We start from the raw sequence: 16,333 nt of genomic DNA on the forward strand, positions 1-16,333 counted from the left end.
GCGGATGCGTACCGCCGCCTGGTTAGCCGCCTAAAATCACATCGCCGGACAATCGTTGATAGAGTAATGCGCCTGTCCAAATGGTAGGAGCAAAGCCGGGATAGCCCGATGAAGCATTACAAAAATAGAACTTGTTGAGGGACGTTTCATGATTGAGTCGCCCCAAACCCATGTTGCGCGGGGTCAGAATGGAGCCGTAGGAGTTCCCATTAGGGCACCAGCAAAAGCGTTCATTGGTGGTTGGGCTGCCCGTGATATGGAAGACCATGTGTTGTCTGAAGTTCGGGACATAGTGTGCTTCCACAACATCGAGGATGGAATCTAAGATCTCTTGCTTTTTCTGGTTGTAAGCTTTGCGATCGCTCTCTCGCAATTGCTTAAAGTAGTCATAGTTGGCAACCGTGAGGAATTCGACAATTTGACAGTCTTCTGGACAATCTCGACTCGACTCTGTTAGTAATGTAGGCGTTGTGATGGCAAAACTCGGATTAGAAAAGTCGTTGCGATCGTGCATCTGCGCGAAGGCTTCATTCAGATCGTGATGCCCGGTATGAAATAGATTCCACTTGCCAAAGCCATAGTTTTGGAGGTCGATATCTTTAACGACACAATATGCCATGTAGTTAGATGCCGAATATTCATAGTTGAGTTTTCGGCGGACAGTTTTGGAGAACTTTTCCTCCCCAATCATTTTGGCGGCTCTTTGAGGATCAATGTTGCAAATCACAGTATCACCCGTAAATTCAGCGGTTTGATGGGTGGTGAGATCCATTGCCTCAACTCCTGTAACCGTTTTGTCTGTAACTCTAAAATTTGTGACTTCGTGATTAAGCAGCACTTGCCCTCCGTTCGACTCGATCACCTTGACGAATGAATTGATCACCTGCTCAAAATGCTGAGTTGGGTAAAATGCGCCCGCTTGATAGCCCCGGAACAATGCAACCCAGGCATAAAACGAGAGTTGATTAGGTGGCAGCAAAAAATCAAGCCACTGTAGGGCTAGTAGAGTTTGGGCGGCTTGAGGTAGCTGAAACTTATCAAAGACCTCTTGAAGTGTACTGCTGAGATATTGGACGGTACAGAATACTTCATTCGGATGTTTGAGTAGTTCCATCGGAGCGATCGGTGGAGCCAGTATTTTCAAGCCTGCGCCAGTTTTCTCGACTTCATTCACAAATTGGCTAATGCGATCGCCATGAGCAGGAAACAGAGTAGATAATCGCTGGATTAGCTTTTCTGGCTTCGACGGAATATCCAACGAGTGTTCCGGCATTCTCATGTGGTCAAAGCCATCTGGGTCATACCGCTCAAAGGTTACTTCTTGATCTAACCCTAGTTTTTTGAGTACCCGATTGACGGTTTGTCCTTCACCGCAATCCCAAACATAGTGAAATTGAGCATTAAACGTATACTTTTTAGCCATCGTAAACGTATGACCAAAGCCCCCCGGATGCTCATGGGCTTCGAGGATTTGCACGACTTTACCAGAGTTTGCCATCAAAGCCCCAAAGGTCAAGGCTGATAAGCCACTGCCGACAATCAGGTAATCTGGTTTCATAAAACGATGCCTCGAACACTAAATATTTTTACAGGATTGCGATCGTACGGGTTAACTTGGTAGAACTTCTACTGAATATCAGTTGTTGAATATCAGTGATAAAGTTTAGTCGCCATCGCTAAGCATCTAGTCTCAGAGCAGTGAAAATGTAAAGTAAACAGACGGGATGGGACTCAATATTTGGATGCGGCTGTTACCAAAATCAACCCTATATCTATTGCTTAGGTCACTTATTTGGAGTAACTTTTGTCTTTCCATCAATTCTCTATTTTAAACGTATCCACAACAGTTCATGAAGAAACTAGGCAATCGTTGTAGATATGTTACTGCCAATCATGAAACTCACGGCTAGCCGCTACCCTAGTCAGTATGCAGGGTGTGCGGATCGGAAATAGCCAGATACTTCCTGTTCAAATTTGCCTTAGCTAAGATGTATGTAGTTAGCGATCGCCGCCTACTTCAACTTCACCACCATCTTGCCAATATTTTTCCCCTCGAACAGACCGATGAACGCCCCCACCGCTTGGTCGATTCCTACTACCATTGTTTCTTTATTCTTCAGTTTGCCGTCTCGGAAATAGCCGCCCACTTCCTGTTCAAACTCGCTCTGGCGATCGAGCCAATCGCGAACGATCAGCCCTTTCATCGTCAAGCGTTTGGTAATCATGTTGAATAGATTGGTAGGTCCGGGCTGCGGTTTTGCTTCGTTATAACCAGAGATGCCGCCACACGCGATGATTCGCCCATGCACCCGTAATGCCGAGAGTGCCGCTTCGAGCGTTTCGCCGCCCACATTATCAAAATAAACATCAATTCCGTCCGGCACCTCTTGATTCAGTTGTTCGAGAACCGGGGCAACCTTGTAATTAAAAGCGATATCGAATCCACATTCTTCCTGCAGAAACTTGACCTTCTCAGGTGAACCGGCTGCCCCGATGACCCGGCACCCGCGCAATTTCGCCAATTGCCCAGCCACATTTCCTACTGCGCCAGCGGCTCCCGAAATAAAAATGACATCGCCAGCTTTGACCTCGACCAAATTCAATCCGACCCAAGCCGTCATACCCGTCATGCCCAGGGCACCGAGGTAAACCGAAAGTGGTTGAACCTCGTGGCTAACCCGATGCAACTCTTTTGGCGATGCCATGAAGTATTCTCGCCAGCCAAGGTTAGAGGTGACGACATCACCCGGCTGCAATTCTTGGGTGCGCGACTCAATGACCTCGCCCACTGCACCGCCCTCAAGCGGTTTGCTTAACTCAAAGGGTGGAACATAGGATTTTCCCTCGTTCATCCGACCGCGCATGTAGGGATCTACCGACATGTAGAGATTGCGAACCAACACCTGCCCATCTTGAAGCGTCTCCAGTTCAGTCTGCGCCAAGGTAAAGTTATCTGCGGTGGGAATTCCACTGGGGCGGCCGGTCAGCCGAATCTCGCGGCTCATCATACCTGTCATAATTTTTTCCTCATTAGAATTACCATGAATGAAGTGCCCGTAACTGGGGCGTTTTTTTCAATTGATGAGCTTCCATGCGAGTTAGAACATCATCTAGAACGGCGATCGCTTCCGTAACGAAGGGTCCTTTGTTCAACATCACACACTCAGCACGTTCAGCCATGGCGGCATCAGTCATCTCTCCCCGCGAAGGTGCGCCATTTTTGACCAAACTCTCTAACACTTGAGTTGCCCAGATCACCGGAACATGAGCCGCTTCGCAAATCCAGAGAATCTCTTCCTGGATCTCGGTTAAACGTGGGTAGCCAATCTCAACCGCCAAATCGCCTCTGGCAATCATCACGCCAAATGCTTGTTTACCTGCTGCATAGATGATCAGTTCTGGCAGATTGGCAACGGCGATCGCGGTTTCAATCTTGGCAACGATCGCCGGACGGGTTGGGCGTTCTCCACAGCGCTTGTCTAACTCGTGTTGAAGTAACTCGATATCGGCAGGTCGTTGGACAAAAGAGTAGCCAATCATATCGGCATGAGTCGCGACAAAATCCAGATCAGATAGATCTTTTTCAGTCAGCGGACTGAGCGGCAAGACTGTATTGGGGAAATTCAATCCCTTTTCAGGTCGCAGTTTGACCCCTTTAGGGCTGGCATGAGTCACTTCTAGCAAAATCCCCGGTTGTTCATCGGGCATGGGGTAGCGAGGATCAACCACGCGAGTCTGAATCTTGCCATCATCGATATAGACAGGGGTATCAACCGCCAATAAATCGAGAATTTCGGGAACGGTACAGCCAATTTGAAACTGGTCTACCGATGATGGAATAGACTCGCCTGACTCTGCTTCACTGTCGAGTTGAGGCTCAGAGCGCGACAGCAGGATCTGATCTCCTTTAAACACCCGTTTTTTATGATGGGGTGCCAGCACCGATGCGGTGCGGATTTTGAGACCCGCTAAGTCCATCAGGATCTTACAAGGCGTTCCTGTTTCCTGTTCCGCTCGACGGATATGGTCGATCATGCACTGCCAAAGTTCGGTCGTATCGTGGGCACAGTTAATTCGCATACAAGTTGCCCCGCGCTGAATCATTTCCCGCACCATCTCATAGTCAGTCGCGGCTTCTGTCGCTAGCGTGATCATAATTCTGACTCGACGCTGAGACGGAGACTGACCAAACAGTTCTTCTGTGTTTTGTTGGAGTAAGCGATCGCCCTCAAAAAAGAACTCAATCGGGGGACGGTTGAGGTGTTGAGCAGACTGTGAGCCACAAATGACTTCCAGAGTGGCAATGACAGCATCAAGATTGGGCATTACTCGTGCTTCAATTCGTCCGAGTGAAGATAAACCCCACGGCATCAATGCCGCTTGCAGGGCACGGAGATCATGCCGACGCAAAGCGAGATACTCTGCTAAATTCAAAGCGCTAGACAGAAACTCAGTTCGTTGAATGGGCGATTTCCACTGATCAAAAGTCGCTTGCCCTTCGCTTTGAACGGTCTGGCGCAGTTCTTTTAGAGTCGATAGCAAACCCTGTGGGCTGGATAGATCAGGTAGTTTAATGCTACTTTTTGAAATTTGACTAACCATCGGAAAAACTCCTGAATTTATGCCTTTTTAGGCTAGTCAGATGTTCACTGAGCAGTCTGACGAGAGTCTGTTGCTATAGCTCAACTTGCTGGTAGCTTGATCAATGTTTTTGTTCCGGCAGCGTCACTGATACAAATCGCGATGATCTGACCGTTTGAGTTCTGTCCCGTTAAAACTTCAGTGGGTGAATCGATCGTATGCGCGTAGGTCACTTGCTCTTTACCCACTTCAATCACCAAATCATCTCCCTTGCCGGGGCGATCGTAAACCATTGCCATCAAAGGCGCGTTCTGAATCAGTTCTTCATCACCGAGTTCTGCACTCATCATTTCGATCGAAATATGCCGTCCCCGATTCCCATCTGAAAATTGATCAAAGAACTCGCCCCAGTGCTCACGCGGTACAGATTTGTTGATATCGATTTTACTTACCATAAGACTCCTTGTAAAAAATTGGTAAAAAAGCTGAATACTGAAATAGTCACGTTGAAAGCAGCAAATCTAGCGCTACTCGGCGAAACTAAGCCATTTCACCGTCAGATGATTCTCTACTGAAGACACCCCCGGCGCAGCCCAGGCAACTCGTTCGGCTTCCTCTCGCTCGGTATGATTCCGAGCTTCGCCACGCAGTATCACTTTGTTTTTGAGAATCTCCACTTTAATTTTGCTGGCATCCACTACAGCATTGCGTTTGAACGCCGCTGTAATGTCCGTTTCGACTCCTGTTACTGTCAATTTAGTTTTGATTGATATTAAATTAGACACCCCTTTGACACCCGGCAAGTGCTGCACCATCTGTTCGGCAAAGTTCATTTGATACCACCACTCCAACTCGCCGCCTAGGGTGATCCAGCCTTCACGGACGGTTACATCAATGGCTCCTGTTGGAATGATCATCGACCCGTTAATTTGATTTGCGACAGCGGCGGCAATGTCTCCGTCTGTGCGGTGTAGTGAATCCGGAAACTTAACTTCAATGTCGTCTGCGATCGCCTTCACCCCAGCCACTCGTTTGGCGGCACGCACGGCTTCCCCTTTCTCCATATAGCTGGTGGCGTAGCCATTGAGTGTCACCGTGCCATCTTGTACCAAGACACCGATATCTGTAACCTTGACGCTTGGCTCATATCTAAGTTCAGAAAGCACATCATTTTTTAGGTCTATGTCAGTTTTTTCAATAGTGGTTTTCATAGTTTTGTTTGCTAGTTGTTATTTGAAATAAGCAGATCAATGAACTTACTACTCAGCAACTGCTGAATTTCTCAACCTTGCTGATCTTATATTTTGTAAATTGTTTTTCATGACCTGCCGTTGGACTTTGCCTCAGATTTTTGCCTCTAAAGTTGAATTCTAAAGTTTATCCAATACTCTTCTAATTCTTGTTTCTTAGCGCTTATTTTTGTCTTCACTTCATTGAGTTTTAAATGAATCTCAACTTGGTTTCATCTGCATTCAACAAGATGATGGCATAAGTTGCGCGATATACTCTCTATCTTTATGAAGGTTATAGTAAGAACTTAACTAATGCCAAAATTTCTGAGATTCCTCAACATACTGCTGCATAGTAATCGGAGGGCGATCGCATAGTGTCGGCTTATTGCTTTCTAAATATCAAGATTGACCATTTTGGGAGATTAATGTACAGCTTTCCGTCTCCCTGCACTCGAAGATCATACCCATAGTTTCCCGAATCATTCCAGCCGTCGTATTGAGGCGCTTGAGAATTGCAAATCTCTTCCCATTGACCTGCTTCTCCACCCATGTGAATCCCGTAATCGCAATTTTGCCATTGATGATCGCTGAGGTTAACCACAACCACGACAGTATTGCCGCACTCGTGCCAGCGTTTAAATGCTAAGACCGTGTTCGTATAGTCTTCATGAATGAATTGCAAGGTAGAACTGCGTAAAGCTGGATTATTCCAGCGTACCCAGTTGGCATCCCTCACCAGATTTCGCATGGGGGCAGCGATCTCATCTCCTGCAATCGCCCAGTCAAGTCGATGTTCTGATGTCACTGGATTTTGATCGAGGTTGGGCCACCAGTAGCCCCAGTGGTGACATTCCGATCCCATAAACAGCATTGGCGTACCAGGAATCGCTATATTTAACACCCAACCAAGTCGCGCTTTCGCTCGCGCATACCAATTATTTCGCCCGCCCAATAGCTCAACAAAATAGCGATTTTCGGGTTGATTGCCGCTATTCGCATCCGCAATTTGATCATGCGAACCGAGCAAATAGCGGATAAAGTTCGAGGGATGATCAAACCCCATCCAACCGACAAATGACTTGAGTTCGTCGATCGCATTCTCTCCATTCGCGGCGTGACGATAGGCGAACGGGTCAGCCATGCCCCAAATCGCATCGAATCTTAATTCGTGGATCACTTTGCCCCAGAGATCGCGCTGATCACCCGTCCATTCTGCAATCAAATACTTATCGCGCCAGTCAGGATTTGCTCGGAGTCCGGCAATAATATGCTGAGTACACTCCCACGTCAGGCTATGCGCCATATCAAACCGCAAGCCATCGCCACGATATTCATGCAATAGCATCCGGGCGTGGTCGAGCAGAAAGTTTTGGACTTCCAATTTCCAATGAGCAAATGACCGTCCATCTTCATCGCGTGAGGGTTCATAGTGAAACAGATCTTCAAAATAAATGCCGCCGCCATCGGTCGTATTGCCATCGTATTGCCAGTAGTGATTATGGCTGGTCGAAGCATGATGATATACGACATCAAAAATCACCGCGAGACCATGACGATGTGCGGCATCCACAAGCGATCTTAAATCTGCTGGAGTGCCATACCCATCATGAGGTGCAAACAGGTTGGTGGTTCCATAGCCTTCATTATCCACGCCATCCACTTGGGCGATCGGCAACAGTTGCAGTGCATTAAATCCAAGTTCTCGAATGTATCCCAGCTTCGTCTGAAAGTCTGCAAACGTCGCATAAGTTGCAATGTTAAGCTGATCGTGTAGTCCGGCAAATGATCCCACATGCGCCTGATAGATGATTAGATCATCAAATTTGGGTGTGGCAAACTCAGACCACTCTTGCCGCCAATCGACGATGATCCCTCTGGCGTTATCTCCAGCACTTTCAACTTGCCGCGCATAGGCATCCACACGAGAAACCGTACCGCCTGGATTGGTCGTATCGCCGCCTTTATTTTCAATCAAGAACTGATAGGGTTGATTTGCCACAACGCCTGCAACATCAACCGACCAATAGCCAAGATTACTGGGTTCTGGCGCGAGTGAAACTTGAAACATCTGGTCGTCGTGCCAAATACAAACCGAAATCGCGATCGCATTCGGTGCCCACACTCGAAACGAACACTCATCGCCAAACAGATTTGCGCCCATGCCGGAATGAACGCTCGGATAAGGTGTAAATTGAGCTGTTGAGTTGGCATTGCTCAAGGTCTTCGTTGGCATAGTCTCTCCACAGAAAATTGATTAATCAACAAAGTTCAAAACTACGAGAGTAGCTTTGAATTTTGTTGATACGGAAACAATCTTCACGTCTTACTTGGCTGGCGTTCCCGCAGCGGCTTCGGCATCTCGTCTGGCGGCGATCGCTTCTAAGGTTGCTTTTTCAGCTTCTTCCATCGTTGCCATCGCTAAGAAGATCGCTGTATCGGCATAGCTTTCAGCGTTGTCTGCCCGATGTTCTAGTTTCTTGACTTCGCGATTTGCTTTCCACTCCTCAACATTCGATTTCACCTCAGATTCTTTTTCATCAAATTGAGTTTTGAGCTTTGCCCGATACTCATCAAATTCTTGCTTTTTAGCGTCTAGGGTTGTCTTCGCTTCATCGAATTTTGATTGAATCTCAACTTGAGTTTTTTTCGGTGCAGATTGGATGCTTTCCTTCAATGATTTTACCCGATCTTCAACCGCCTCTAAATTGTCGTGCAGTTGCTTGGTGAAGTTGTCGATTGCAGCGCTCATGATGATTCCTCTAATAAATTGATTTCATTAAGTCGAGTTAAAACTCTACTTTTACTGCTAACGTGACAGACAAGTGTTCTATCTCTTGTATGAATTGATTGAATACGAGACAAAACGTAAGCAAAAAGAGGATTTATTATTTTCTCCCTTATTTTTTAATGTCCCACCAGCAACTCCTCCGCGAGAACTATCATTTTCGACCTTTTCACTACGATCGCGTTTTTGTAGTTTGCTTCAACAGTTCAAACCAGAGTAAGCTAATCGCCCCACCGAGTAAACAGATCGCCAGATCGATTGGATGCAGAAACGAGAAGCTAAACAAGTGCCGTAAGAAGGGCACGTAAAGCACGATCGCCAGAAAAAACAGCCCCCCGCCAATCACCCACCAAAGGGCAGGATTGGGAGATTTCAGTATTTTTAGGTTGAGGCGCGAGGTCGAACCTTCGCTCAAAATGAGTCCTAAATTTGCCAAAATCAACGTCGTAAACGTGAGCGCACGGGCATCCAATTCGCCTTGTCCGCGATAGAGGGCGATCGCAAAGATTACAAGTACGATTACCAAGATTCCGCTCCCCTGCAATACTGCCAAGCGCAGCGTTTTTCTGCCAAATAAGGGTTCTTTAGGGTTGCGGGGCGGACGCTTCATCACGTTGGGTTCTGCGGGTTCGGCTTCTAAAACGATCGAGCAGGCGGGATCAATGATCAAATGTAGAAAGGCAATGTGAACGGGAAGTAATACTAACGGCAACTTAAACAACACTGGGATCAAAGACATCCCCGCGATCGGGAGATGAATCGCAATCAGATATGCCATTGCTCTACGGAGATTATCAAAAATTCGCCGTCCCAGTTTGACCGCTTGCACGATCGACGAAAAATCATCGTCTAATAGCACTAACGCCGCAGACTCACGGGCAACATCCGTACCTCGCTGCCCCATTGCAATCCCGATTTGGGCAGCTTTAAGCGCAGGAGCATCATTCACCCCATCCCCAGTCATTGCTACGACTTCGCCCTTAGCTTTTAAAGCGTTAACTATCCTCAATTTTTGTTCGGGGACGGCTCGTGCAAAGATATTTGTACTTTGAATGCGCTGCTGGAGTTCAGCATCACTCATCCGATCCAATTCTGCTCCAGTCATCACGGCTCCCATTTGCAGCAATCCCACCTGACGGGCAATGGTTTGAGCCGTTTCTGGATAATCACCCGTAATCATCACCACTCGAATCCCAGCAGCATGACATTCTTGAATCGCAGCCGCAACGGTTGGACGCACGGGATCAGATAGCCCCACCAATCCGAGAAATTGAAACGGAAAGTCATGTTGTTGATCGGGTAGATGTTTGGGATCGAGCGACGGATGGGTTGGCAACCATGGCGGCGGCGCACCCGAAAGAGCCGCTTTGGCAACACCCAACACCCGCAATCCTTGAGTCGCCATCTCACTGACTTGCGCCGCCATAATTTTCTGTTGTTGAGGCGTGAAATGGCAGAGATCCGCGATCGCTTCCGGTGCTCCTTTTGCCGCAATGGCATACTGCTTCCCGTCTGCTGACTGCCAGACGTGAGACATTGCCAATAGATGCGGTGACAGTGGATATTCCCGCAGCAGTTGCCAATCATTGTGCAAATGTTCGGTATCCGCGAGATAGCGATCGCCCAATTGCTTAAAGGCTTTTTCCATCGGATCAAACGGATCACGCTGACTCGCCAGAATGCAGAACTCGACTAATTCATGAACGGTTTCATGGAGCGGCTCTTGTGGATGTAGTCCTAAATTATAAGACTGAGTATTTTCTGGACTATAAGGGAGTAGCTGTTGCACAGCCATTTGATTCAGGGTCAGCGTGCCAGTTTTATCGACACACAGAACCGTCGCAGCACCCACGGTTTCAACGGCTGAGGCGCGTCGCGCCAAAACATGGTTCTGAGAAATGCGCCACGCGCCCAACGATAAAAAGATCGTCACGACGACCGGAAATTCATTCGGCAAAATTGCCATTGCTAACGTAATGCCTGCCAGAACCCCTTTGAGCCAATCGCCTGTGGTGAAGCCATAAATCACCACGATCGCCACACACAAAGCTAAGGCAATGCCAAACAAACGGCTTACCAGGCGATTCATTTCCCGTTGCAAGGGAGTTAGCTCCGGTTTCACGTTTTGTAAGGCGTTGCCAATCTTGCCCATTTCTGTCTGAGCGCCGATCGCTTGCACTTGAGCAATTCCCTGTCCCTGCACTACCAACGTTCCAGAATACACAAATGGCAAATCATCGCCCCCCGGACGCGCCATCTCTACCTTGCCAACCGCCGCAACTTTGCGAACGGGTAGCGATTCCCCGGTCAACAATGACTCATCGGTTGAGAGATTGGTGCAAGACAGCACGATCGCATCCGCAGGCACGCGATCGCCCTCTACCAGCACTACGATATCTTCTCGAACGACTTCTCGCCCCGCAATCCGTGTTCGCTGCCCGTCTCGAATGACCAACGCACGAGGACTGGACAGATCGCGCAAAGCTTCTACGGCATGTTCGGCTTTACCTTCTTGGTAGAGACTGATCCCCATGAGGAATAAAACGAAACATAGCAAAATTAGGCTCTCCTGGAGGTCGCCTAAAAGCCAATAAATCACCCCACCGCCGACCAGCAAAAGAAAGATCGGATCTTGAACCGTGCCCCAAGCGATCGCTAAAAGACTACGCGATTGACTAGATGGGAGTTCATTGTATCCATCATACTTGAGGTGCGCGATCGCAGTCGCCGATGGCAGACCGTTTGCGTCTTTTGCAGATAAGCCAGTCTCGGTATTGAAATTGACAGATGGATTCATCATCTCGTTTTTCCAATGTCAGCTATGTCGTTCATCCTGGAGTGACAATAGTTGTGAACGTAAGTCAGCATAATGTCCTGCTCTTGAAAATCATGTCTTAGTTAGTGTTGCAGCGGGGTAATAGTTGTATAAGTTTCACTAAAACATTCCAAAGAAATAGAGAATATTGAACTTATTTACTTACAAAGATAGACAAAGCATTTGTTGTTTTATGTTGCAGTTACAAGTGAGGCTGTAGTTGAATGGCGCTAAACCAAGCAAATGCGGGTGCCCAGTTCTGAGCCTTCTTCAAGAAGTTGCAGGTTGTCAGCCCGTTTGTTTCAGCACTATTCGGCTATGGTTGGTTAACAGAAAATAGTGTCCTTTCTAAAATCGTCTATTACCGCTCTAAATATTTCGCTGAAAACAAATAATTTTGAGGCTGCACTAATGCTAAGTCCTGTGATAACAGTCAGTATCTTTCAAAAGCAACCTGATCCTAAAGGATTTTCTACAGGTCAAGTCATCTTTGAAGAAGGTCAGGCTGGTGATAGAATGTATGGCATTCTTGAAGGAGAGGTCAATATATTAGTCAATGGCAAGATTGTAGAAACTATTGAGACAGGTGAAGTTTTTGATGTTGGGGTACTTGTAGGGGTCAAGCATAGAACTTCTACAGCGATCGCCAAAGTAGACAGCAAACTGGTTTTCCTGAATGAGAAAGAATTCCTCTTTAGCGTTCAGGAAACACCCATGTTTGCTGTAGAGGTGATGAAAAGTTACTCAGAACGTCTAAATCGCTTGCGGCACATGGTATAAAGTCCTGCTCAAGTGATCAACTTATTTTTACAAGCTGCCTGAATAGATTTGGGTCTACACAATCCTGTTGTCGCCTTACGGTGCCAACAGGATCTCAGCATCCGCAGGCATCCCCGGTTTAGCAAAACCACCGGGTTGGTCAAGCCTCAATTTCACGCCAAACACTTGCTCTACGCGGTCTTTTTGGAAATAGACATTTTCTGGCGTAAAGGAGGCTTTGGCATCAATCGCTGCAACCGTTGCCTTAAAGGGCTTTTGATAACCTGGGTCATTGTCGAGGTAGACTCTGGTCGCTTGCCCGACTCTAATTTGCGCGATTTGTCCACCTGGAATGAACCCACGCAGATACACCTGACTCAGGTCTACGATACGTAGAAGTGGTCGGCTGGGCAACACGACCGTGCCTGGTTCGACGCTGCGGGTTGTCACGACTCCAGTGATCGGGCTGTTAACTGTCAAGTTACGCAAACGGCTCTGGATGAGTTGTCGGTTTGCCTCGGCTGTTTTGACATCTGCCTGTGCTCCCAACAGCGCGACTTTTGCCTGACTGACCTGTGCCTGCAAGCGGCTGACAGTCATTGCCTGTCGATCGGGATTGAGCGTGGTGGTTTGTGCCTGGGTAGCTTTCCCCTGAGCAATGGCGATCGCACGACGAGCAACTTCTACGGCTGCCTGACGACTTTGCAATGCCGCCTGGGCAGTATCCAATGCGGTTTGTGCCAGGTCAGCACGTTGTTGCGTTTCGGCACCCAGATCGGCTAGATGCACAAAGCGATCTCGATCGACCTGTGCCTGATCCAGCAAGGCTTTTGCTTCTTGTACCCGTGCCTGATCCTGCTGGAGGACAGCCTGGGCGGTGGCAATCAGGGCGGTGGCTTCTGCGACCTTACCCGTCGTATCGCCCTCAGATTGCTGGAGGTTGAGCCGTGCATCTGCCACCTGACTCTCCAGCACCGAAATTTGGAGACGAGCCGCTGCTTCCCGCTGTTTAGCCGCCTCAACCTGCGATTGAGCCGCTGCCACTTCGGACTGTACTTCATCATCGTCCAGTCGTACCAATAACTGTCCTTTGTTCACAGTGTCTCCTTCCCGTACCGTGACGACTTTCACACGACCCGCTCCTTTCGTGCTGACATCGGTTTCATAGCCTTCGATGCGTCCGCCGAACGGAATAAGGTGCGTGTTTTGAGGACGGAAAAACGCATACCAGATGCCGATACCAACGCCACCGATCGCCACTGATCCAACGAGAATCCATAGCCAACGGCGAGAAGAGGCTTTCGGTTCAGGTGGCTGGGGGACTTCGGTCGGTTGGGGTTCTGTGGCAGGTTTAGGAGTGGTTATTAATTGAGTCATCTGTAGTAGCATCCTTAAAGTTGAGTCTGAAACGTGTGAGCTTGAAAATGACGAACAGAATGAATGGACTTCAACTCAGTTGCCTGCGATAACGATTGGCACTCACCAGCAGCGTGGCGATCGCAAACAAAAGCATGGCGATCGCGTGCAGCCACCAGACTTCTAATCCAGTGCCCTTGAGCAGAATGCCGCGCAGAATGACCAGGTAATGATAGAGCGGGTTCATTTGGGCAATCCAACGAAAGAGCAAGGGCATACTGTTCACGGAAGTAACAGCACCACCCAATAAAATGATCGGGATGTTTAAAAAGATGCCGACCAAAATGGTTTGCAATTTGTTTTGAGAAAACGTGGAAATTGCCAGTCCGATCGCCACACCAATTTGGACATAGAGCATCGAGAACATTAATAGCAACAGCAGATTGCCGCGAAAGGGCAGTTGAAACACCCCATAGGCAACGGCAAAGCACATCAGCAACGTACCTGTGAGCAACCCAGAAATGGGTACAATTTTGGAAATGAGAATGGCTGTAGACGCGACGGGTGTCATCAGGAGCTGCTCTAAGGTTCCCTGATCCTTTTCTCGCACCGCTTCCACGGCGGCGGACAGGATTGCACTCAGCGTCAGGATCGCACCAATCACACCAGGGACAAAGAACCAGCTATCGAGCGTACCGGGATTGTAGCGGAAGGTGATTCGTGCCTGAATGGGAACGGCTAATCCCGTGGATAGCGGTTGATAGCGCTCTAACAACGTGAGATTGAATTGAGTGGCAATCTGAGCCACATACCCTTTGGCAAGACCGGAACTATAGGCATTAATGCCATCGATCGCCACCGCAACATCTGCTGTGCCCGTTTGCAACAAATCGCGGCTGAAGGTGGAGGGAATAATCAAACCTGCATCGACTTGCCCATGTTCAATCTGCCGAGTCAGTTTTTGCTGGTCATGGGTGTAGCTCTTAGCAAGAAACACCTGATTGGCCGTGAAGGCATCGACCAGTTCGCAACTGAGCGCCACCTGATTTTGATCCAGAATCCCCAGCCGGAGGTGGGAGACATTAGAGTTGAGGACATAGCCAAAAATCACCATCGAAAGGATGGGTGCGATCGTCAGAAAAATCACCAGTTGACGATTTCGCAACAACTCGGTGGACTCTTTAATCAGGAGAGCCAGGAGACGACGATTCAGCATAGTTAACTCGCTACTTGCATTCGACGCATACCCCACCAGGCAAGACCAAACTCAGCCAACCCCAGGATCAGCATGGCGAGAATTAAAGACCAAGTGCCAAACCACCCCGATCTACGGACAAACACATCCCGACACAGTTCGATGTAATAGCGCACAGGCACCAAATACGCTGCAATTGAAAAGGGAAACGGCACACTATTGAGCGGAAATAGAAACCCTGCCAGGAGAAATGCGGTTAACACTTTGATGGTGCCGATCGCTTGCACCGCCGCACTTTGAGTGGTGGTAAAAATGCCAATGATCAACCCCAACTGCACACCCGCCAACAGAAAGACCGGGGTACCAATGAACAAAGGTAAAGGATCACCAACGAAGCGCACGCCAAAGCACACGAAACCAACAATAAACAGCAGGAGTGCTTCTCCTAAACCAACCACAATGTATGCCAGAGATTTGCCAACCAGCAGTTCCAAGGCGCTCAGGCTGGAGGCGTACAGTTGCAGCATCGTACCCTGTTCTTTTTCGCGCACCAGGGCGATCGCAATCAAGAGCGGTGGGAAGATTGCCAGGATGACACCGTAACTTCCCGGCACAATGAACAGGGATTCTTCCCTGCCTGGATTGAACCACAAACGCACCTGCGCCACGATCCCCAACGTCTCAGACAATTCTCCCAACTGCTCTTGCACAACAGCCAGTGTTGTTCCCTTGATAGCTAGGTCGATCACACGAGCATTGATTGTATCGCTACCATCGATCACCACTTCCACGATTCCCGTTCTCCCTGCCGCTGCATCGGCTGTAAACCCCACGGGAATGGTAATTTGGACTTGAGCCGTACCGCGATCGAGGGCATCTGGAAAGCGTCCCCCTTGCCACTCCGCCGGAACAAAGAGATTGGTGGCATAGAGTCGTTCCATATAGATGCGACTCAGGGTAGTTTGATCCAAATCGCGTACTACTAGAGGAATGTTTTTTGCCTCCAGGCGAATTGCAAAGCCAATAATCAGTAAGGCAATCACGGGCAGAATGAATGCTAGCGCCACACCTAAGCGATCGCGCTGAAACTGTTGCAATTCTTTGAAAAACTGATTGCGAATCCGTCGGATCATCATGGGGGTGCGCCTCCGGCTCGTTGGACTTCGCCAATAAAGGCATCTTCCAGTGAGAAGGCGATGGGTTGAGTTTCACTCAGCGGTAAATTTGCTTGCTCTAAAAGCGATTGCACCTGGGGTAATTCCTGCTGGGGATCATCCAGCACAACGTGGAGGCGATCGCCAAAAATAGAGACGCGCCAGGGTTCCAGGTGTTGTCGCAAATGGTCGTAACTGGCTTGCAATTGTTCCACACGCAGCTCAAATAATTGACCGGGCTGAGCCGCTTTAATGGTGCTTGCCGAACCCTCTGCCACCTTGCGACCCGCCACCATAAAACACATCCGGTTGCACTGTTCCGCCTCATTCATGTAGTGCGTCGTGACGAGAATAGCGGTACCATTACGGGCAAAATCGTTAATAAGTTGCCAAAACTGCTGATCGTGCGTCAAATTTCTGTGGGTCAGATAAAGTAGAAGGAAAGTTACTTCATTG

13 protein-coding genes are annotated in these 16,333 nt (G+C 48.5%); 1 reads left to right on the plus strand and 12 read right to left on the minus strand.

What is annotated here, in order from left to right:
- Nucleotides 1–22: 22 nt before the first annotated feature.
- The 8 genes from AC1S5B_RS28280 to AC1S5B_RS28315 form a co-directional block, all read right to left on the minus strand.
- A complete protein-coding gene (locus tag AC1S5B_RS28280) occupies nt 23–1,558 on the minus strand; it encodes a phytoene desaturase family protein (protein ID WP_482038989.1) in 1,536 nt (511 codons plus the stop codon).
- Between the two features lie 454 nt (nt 1,559–2,012).
- Complete coding sequence (locus AC1S5B_RS28285; RefSeq protein ID WP_482038990.1) at nt 2,013–3,017, minus strand: NADP-dependent oxidoreductase; 1,005 nt, start codon at nt 3,015–3,017, stop codon at nt 2,013–2,015.
- 19 nt (nt 3,018–3,036) lie between these two features.
- Nucleotides 3,037–4,602, minus strand: coding sequence for a pyruvate kinase (locus tag AC1S5B_RS28290; RefSeq protein ID WP_482038991.1), 1,566 nt, complete (start codon nt 4,600–4,602; stop codon nt 3,037–3,039).
- A gap of 80 nt (nt 4,603–4,682) precedes the next feature.
- The gene (locus AC1S5B_RS28295) at nt 4,683–5,036 is read right to left on the minus strand and encodes a DUF5335 family protein (RefSeq protein WP_482038992.1); all 354 of its coding nucleotides are present in this window, start codon (nt 5,034–5,036) and stop codon (nt 4,683–4,685) included.
- A gap of 72 nt (nt 5,037–5,108) precedes the next feature.
- On the minus strand, nt 5,109–5,792 hold the full coding sequence (locus AC1S5B_RS28300; protein WP_482038993.1) for a BON domain-containing protein: 684 nt from the start codon (nt 5,790–5,792) through the stop codon (nt 5,109–5,111).
- A gap of 403 nt (nt 5,793–6,195) precedes the next feature.
- Nucleotides 6,196–8,046 carry an alpha-amylase family glycosyl hydrolase gene (locus AC1S5B_RS28305; protein WP_482038994.1) on the minus strand — a complete coding sequence of 617 codons (1,851 nt, stop codon included), beginning with the start codon at nt 8,044–8,046 and terminating at the stop codon, nt 6,196–6,198.
- 90 nt (nt 8,047–8,136) lie between these two features.
- Nucleotides 8,137–8,562: a hypothetical protein gene (locus AC1S5B_RS28310; RefSeq protein ID WP_482038995.1), complete on the minus strand. Its 426-nt coding sequence runs from the start codon at nt 8,560–8,562 to the stop codon at nt 8,137–8,139.
- Nucleotides 8,563–8,770: 208 nt separating this feature from the next.
- Nucleotides 8,771–11,398, minus strand: a complete 2,628-nt coding sequence (locus tag AC1S5B_RS28315) for a cation-translocating P-type ATPase (protein ID WP_482038996.1) — start codon at nt 11,396–11,398, stop codon at nt 8,771–8,773.
- Nucleotides 11,399–11,752: 354 nt separating this feature from the next.
- Here AC1S5B_RS28315 and AC1S5B_RS28320 point away from each other — a divergent pair, with 354 nt between their 5' ends.
- Nucleotides 11,753–12,193 carry a Crp/Fnr family transcriptional regulator gene (locus AC1S5B_RS28320; protein WP_482038997.1) on the plus strand — a complete coding sequence of 147 codons (441 nt, stop codon included), beginning with the start codon at nt 11,753–11,755 and terminating at the stop codon, nt 12,191–12,193.
- 75 nt (nt 12,194–12,268) lie between these two features.
- Here AC1S5B_RS28320 and AC1S5B_RS28325 read toward each other — a convergent pair whose 3' ends face one another.
- From AC1S5B_RS28325 to AC1S5B_RS28340, 4 genes are all read right to left on the minus strand, one after another.
- A complete protein-coding gene (locus tag AC1S5B_RS28325; RefSeq protein WP_482038998.1) occupies nt 12,269–13,549 on the minus strand; it encodes an HlyD family secretion protein in 1,281 nt (426 codons plus the stop codon).
- Between the two features lie 70 nt (nt 13,550–13,619).
- Complete coding sequence (locus AC1S5B_RS28330) at nt 13,620–14,744, minus strand: ABC transporter permease (protein ID WP_482038999.1); 1,125 nt, start codon at nt 14,742–14,744, stop codon at nt 13,620–13,622.
- Nucleotides 14,745–14,746: 2 nt separating this feature from the next.
- Complete coding sequence (locus AC1S5B_RS28335) at nt 14,747–15,859, minus strand: ABC transporter permease (protein WP_482039000.1); 1,113 nt, start codon at nt 15,857–15,859, stop codon at nt 14,747–14,749.
- Complete coding sequence (locus AC1S5B_RS28340; RefSeq protein ID WP_482039001.1) at nt 15,856–16,290, minus strand: hypothetical protein; 435 nt, start codon at nt 16,288–16,290, stop codon at nt 15,856–15,858. The genes AC1S5B_RS28335 and AC1S5B_RS28340 overlap by 4 nt, the downstream gene beginning before the upstream one ends.
- Nucleotides 16,291–16,333 lie beyond the last annotated feature (43 nt).

This window comes from Leptolyngbya sp. CALU 1928, assembly GCF_056784215.1.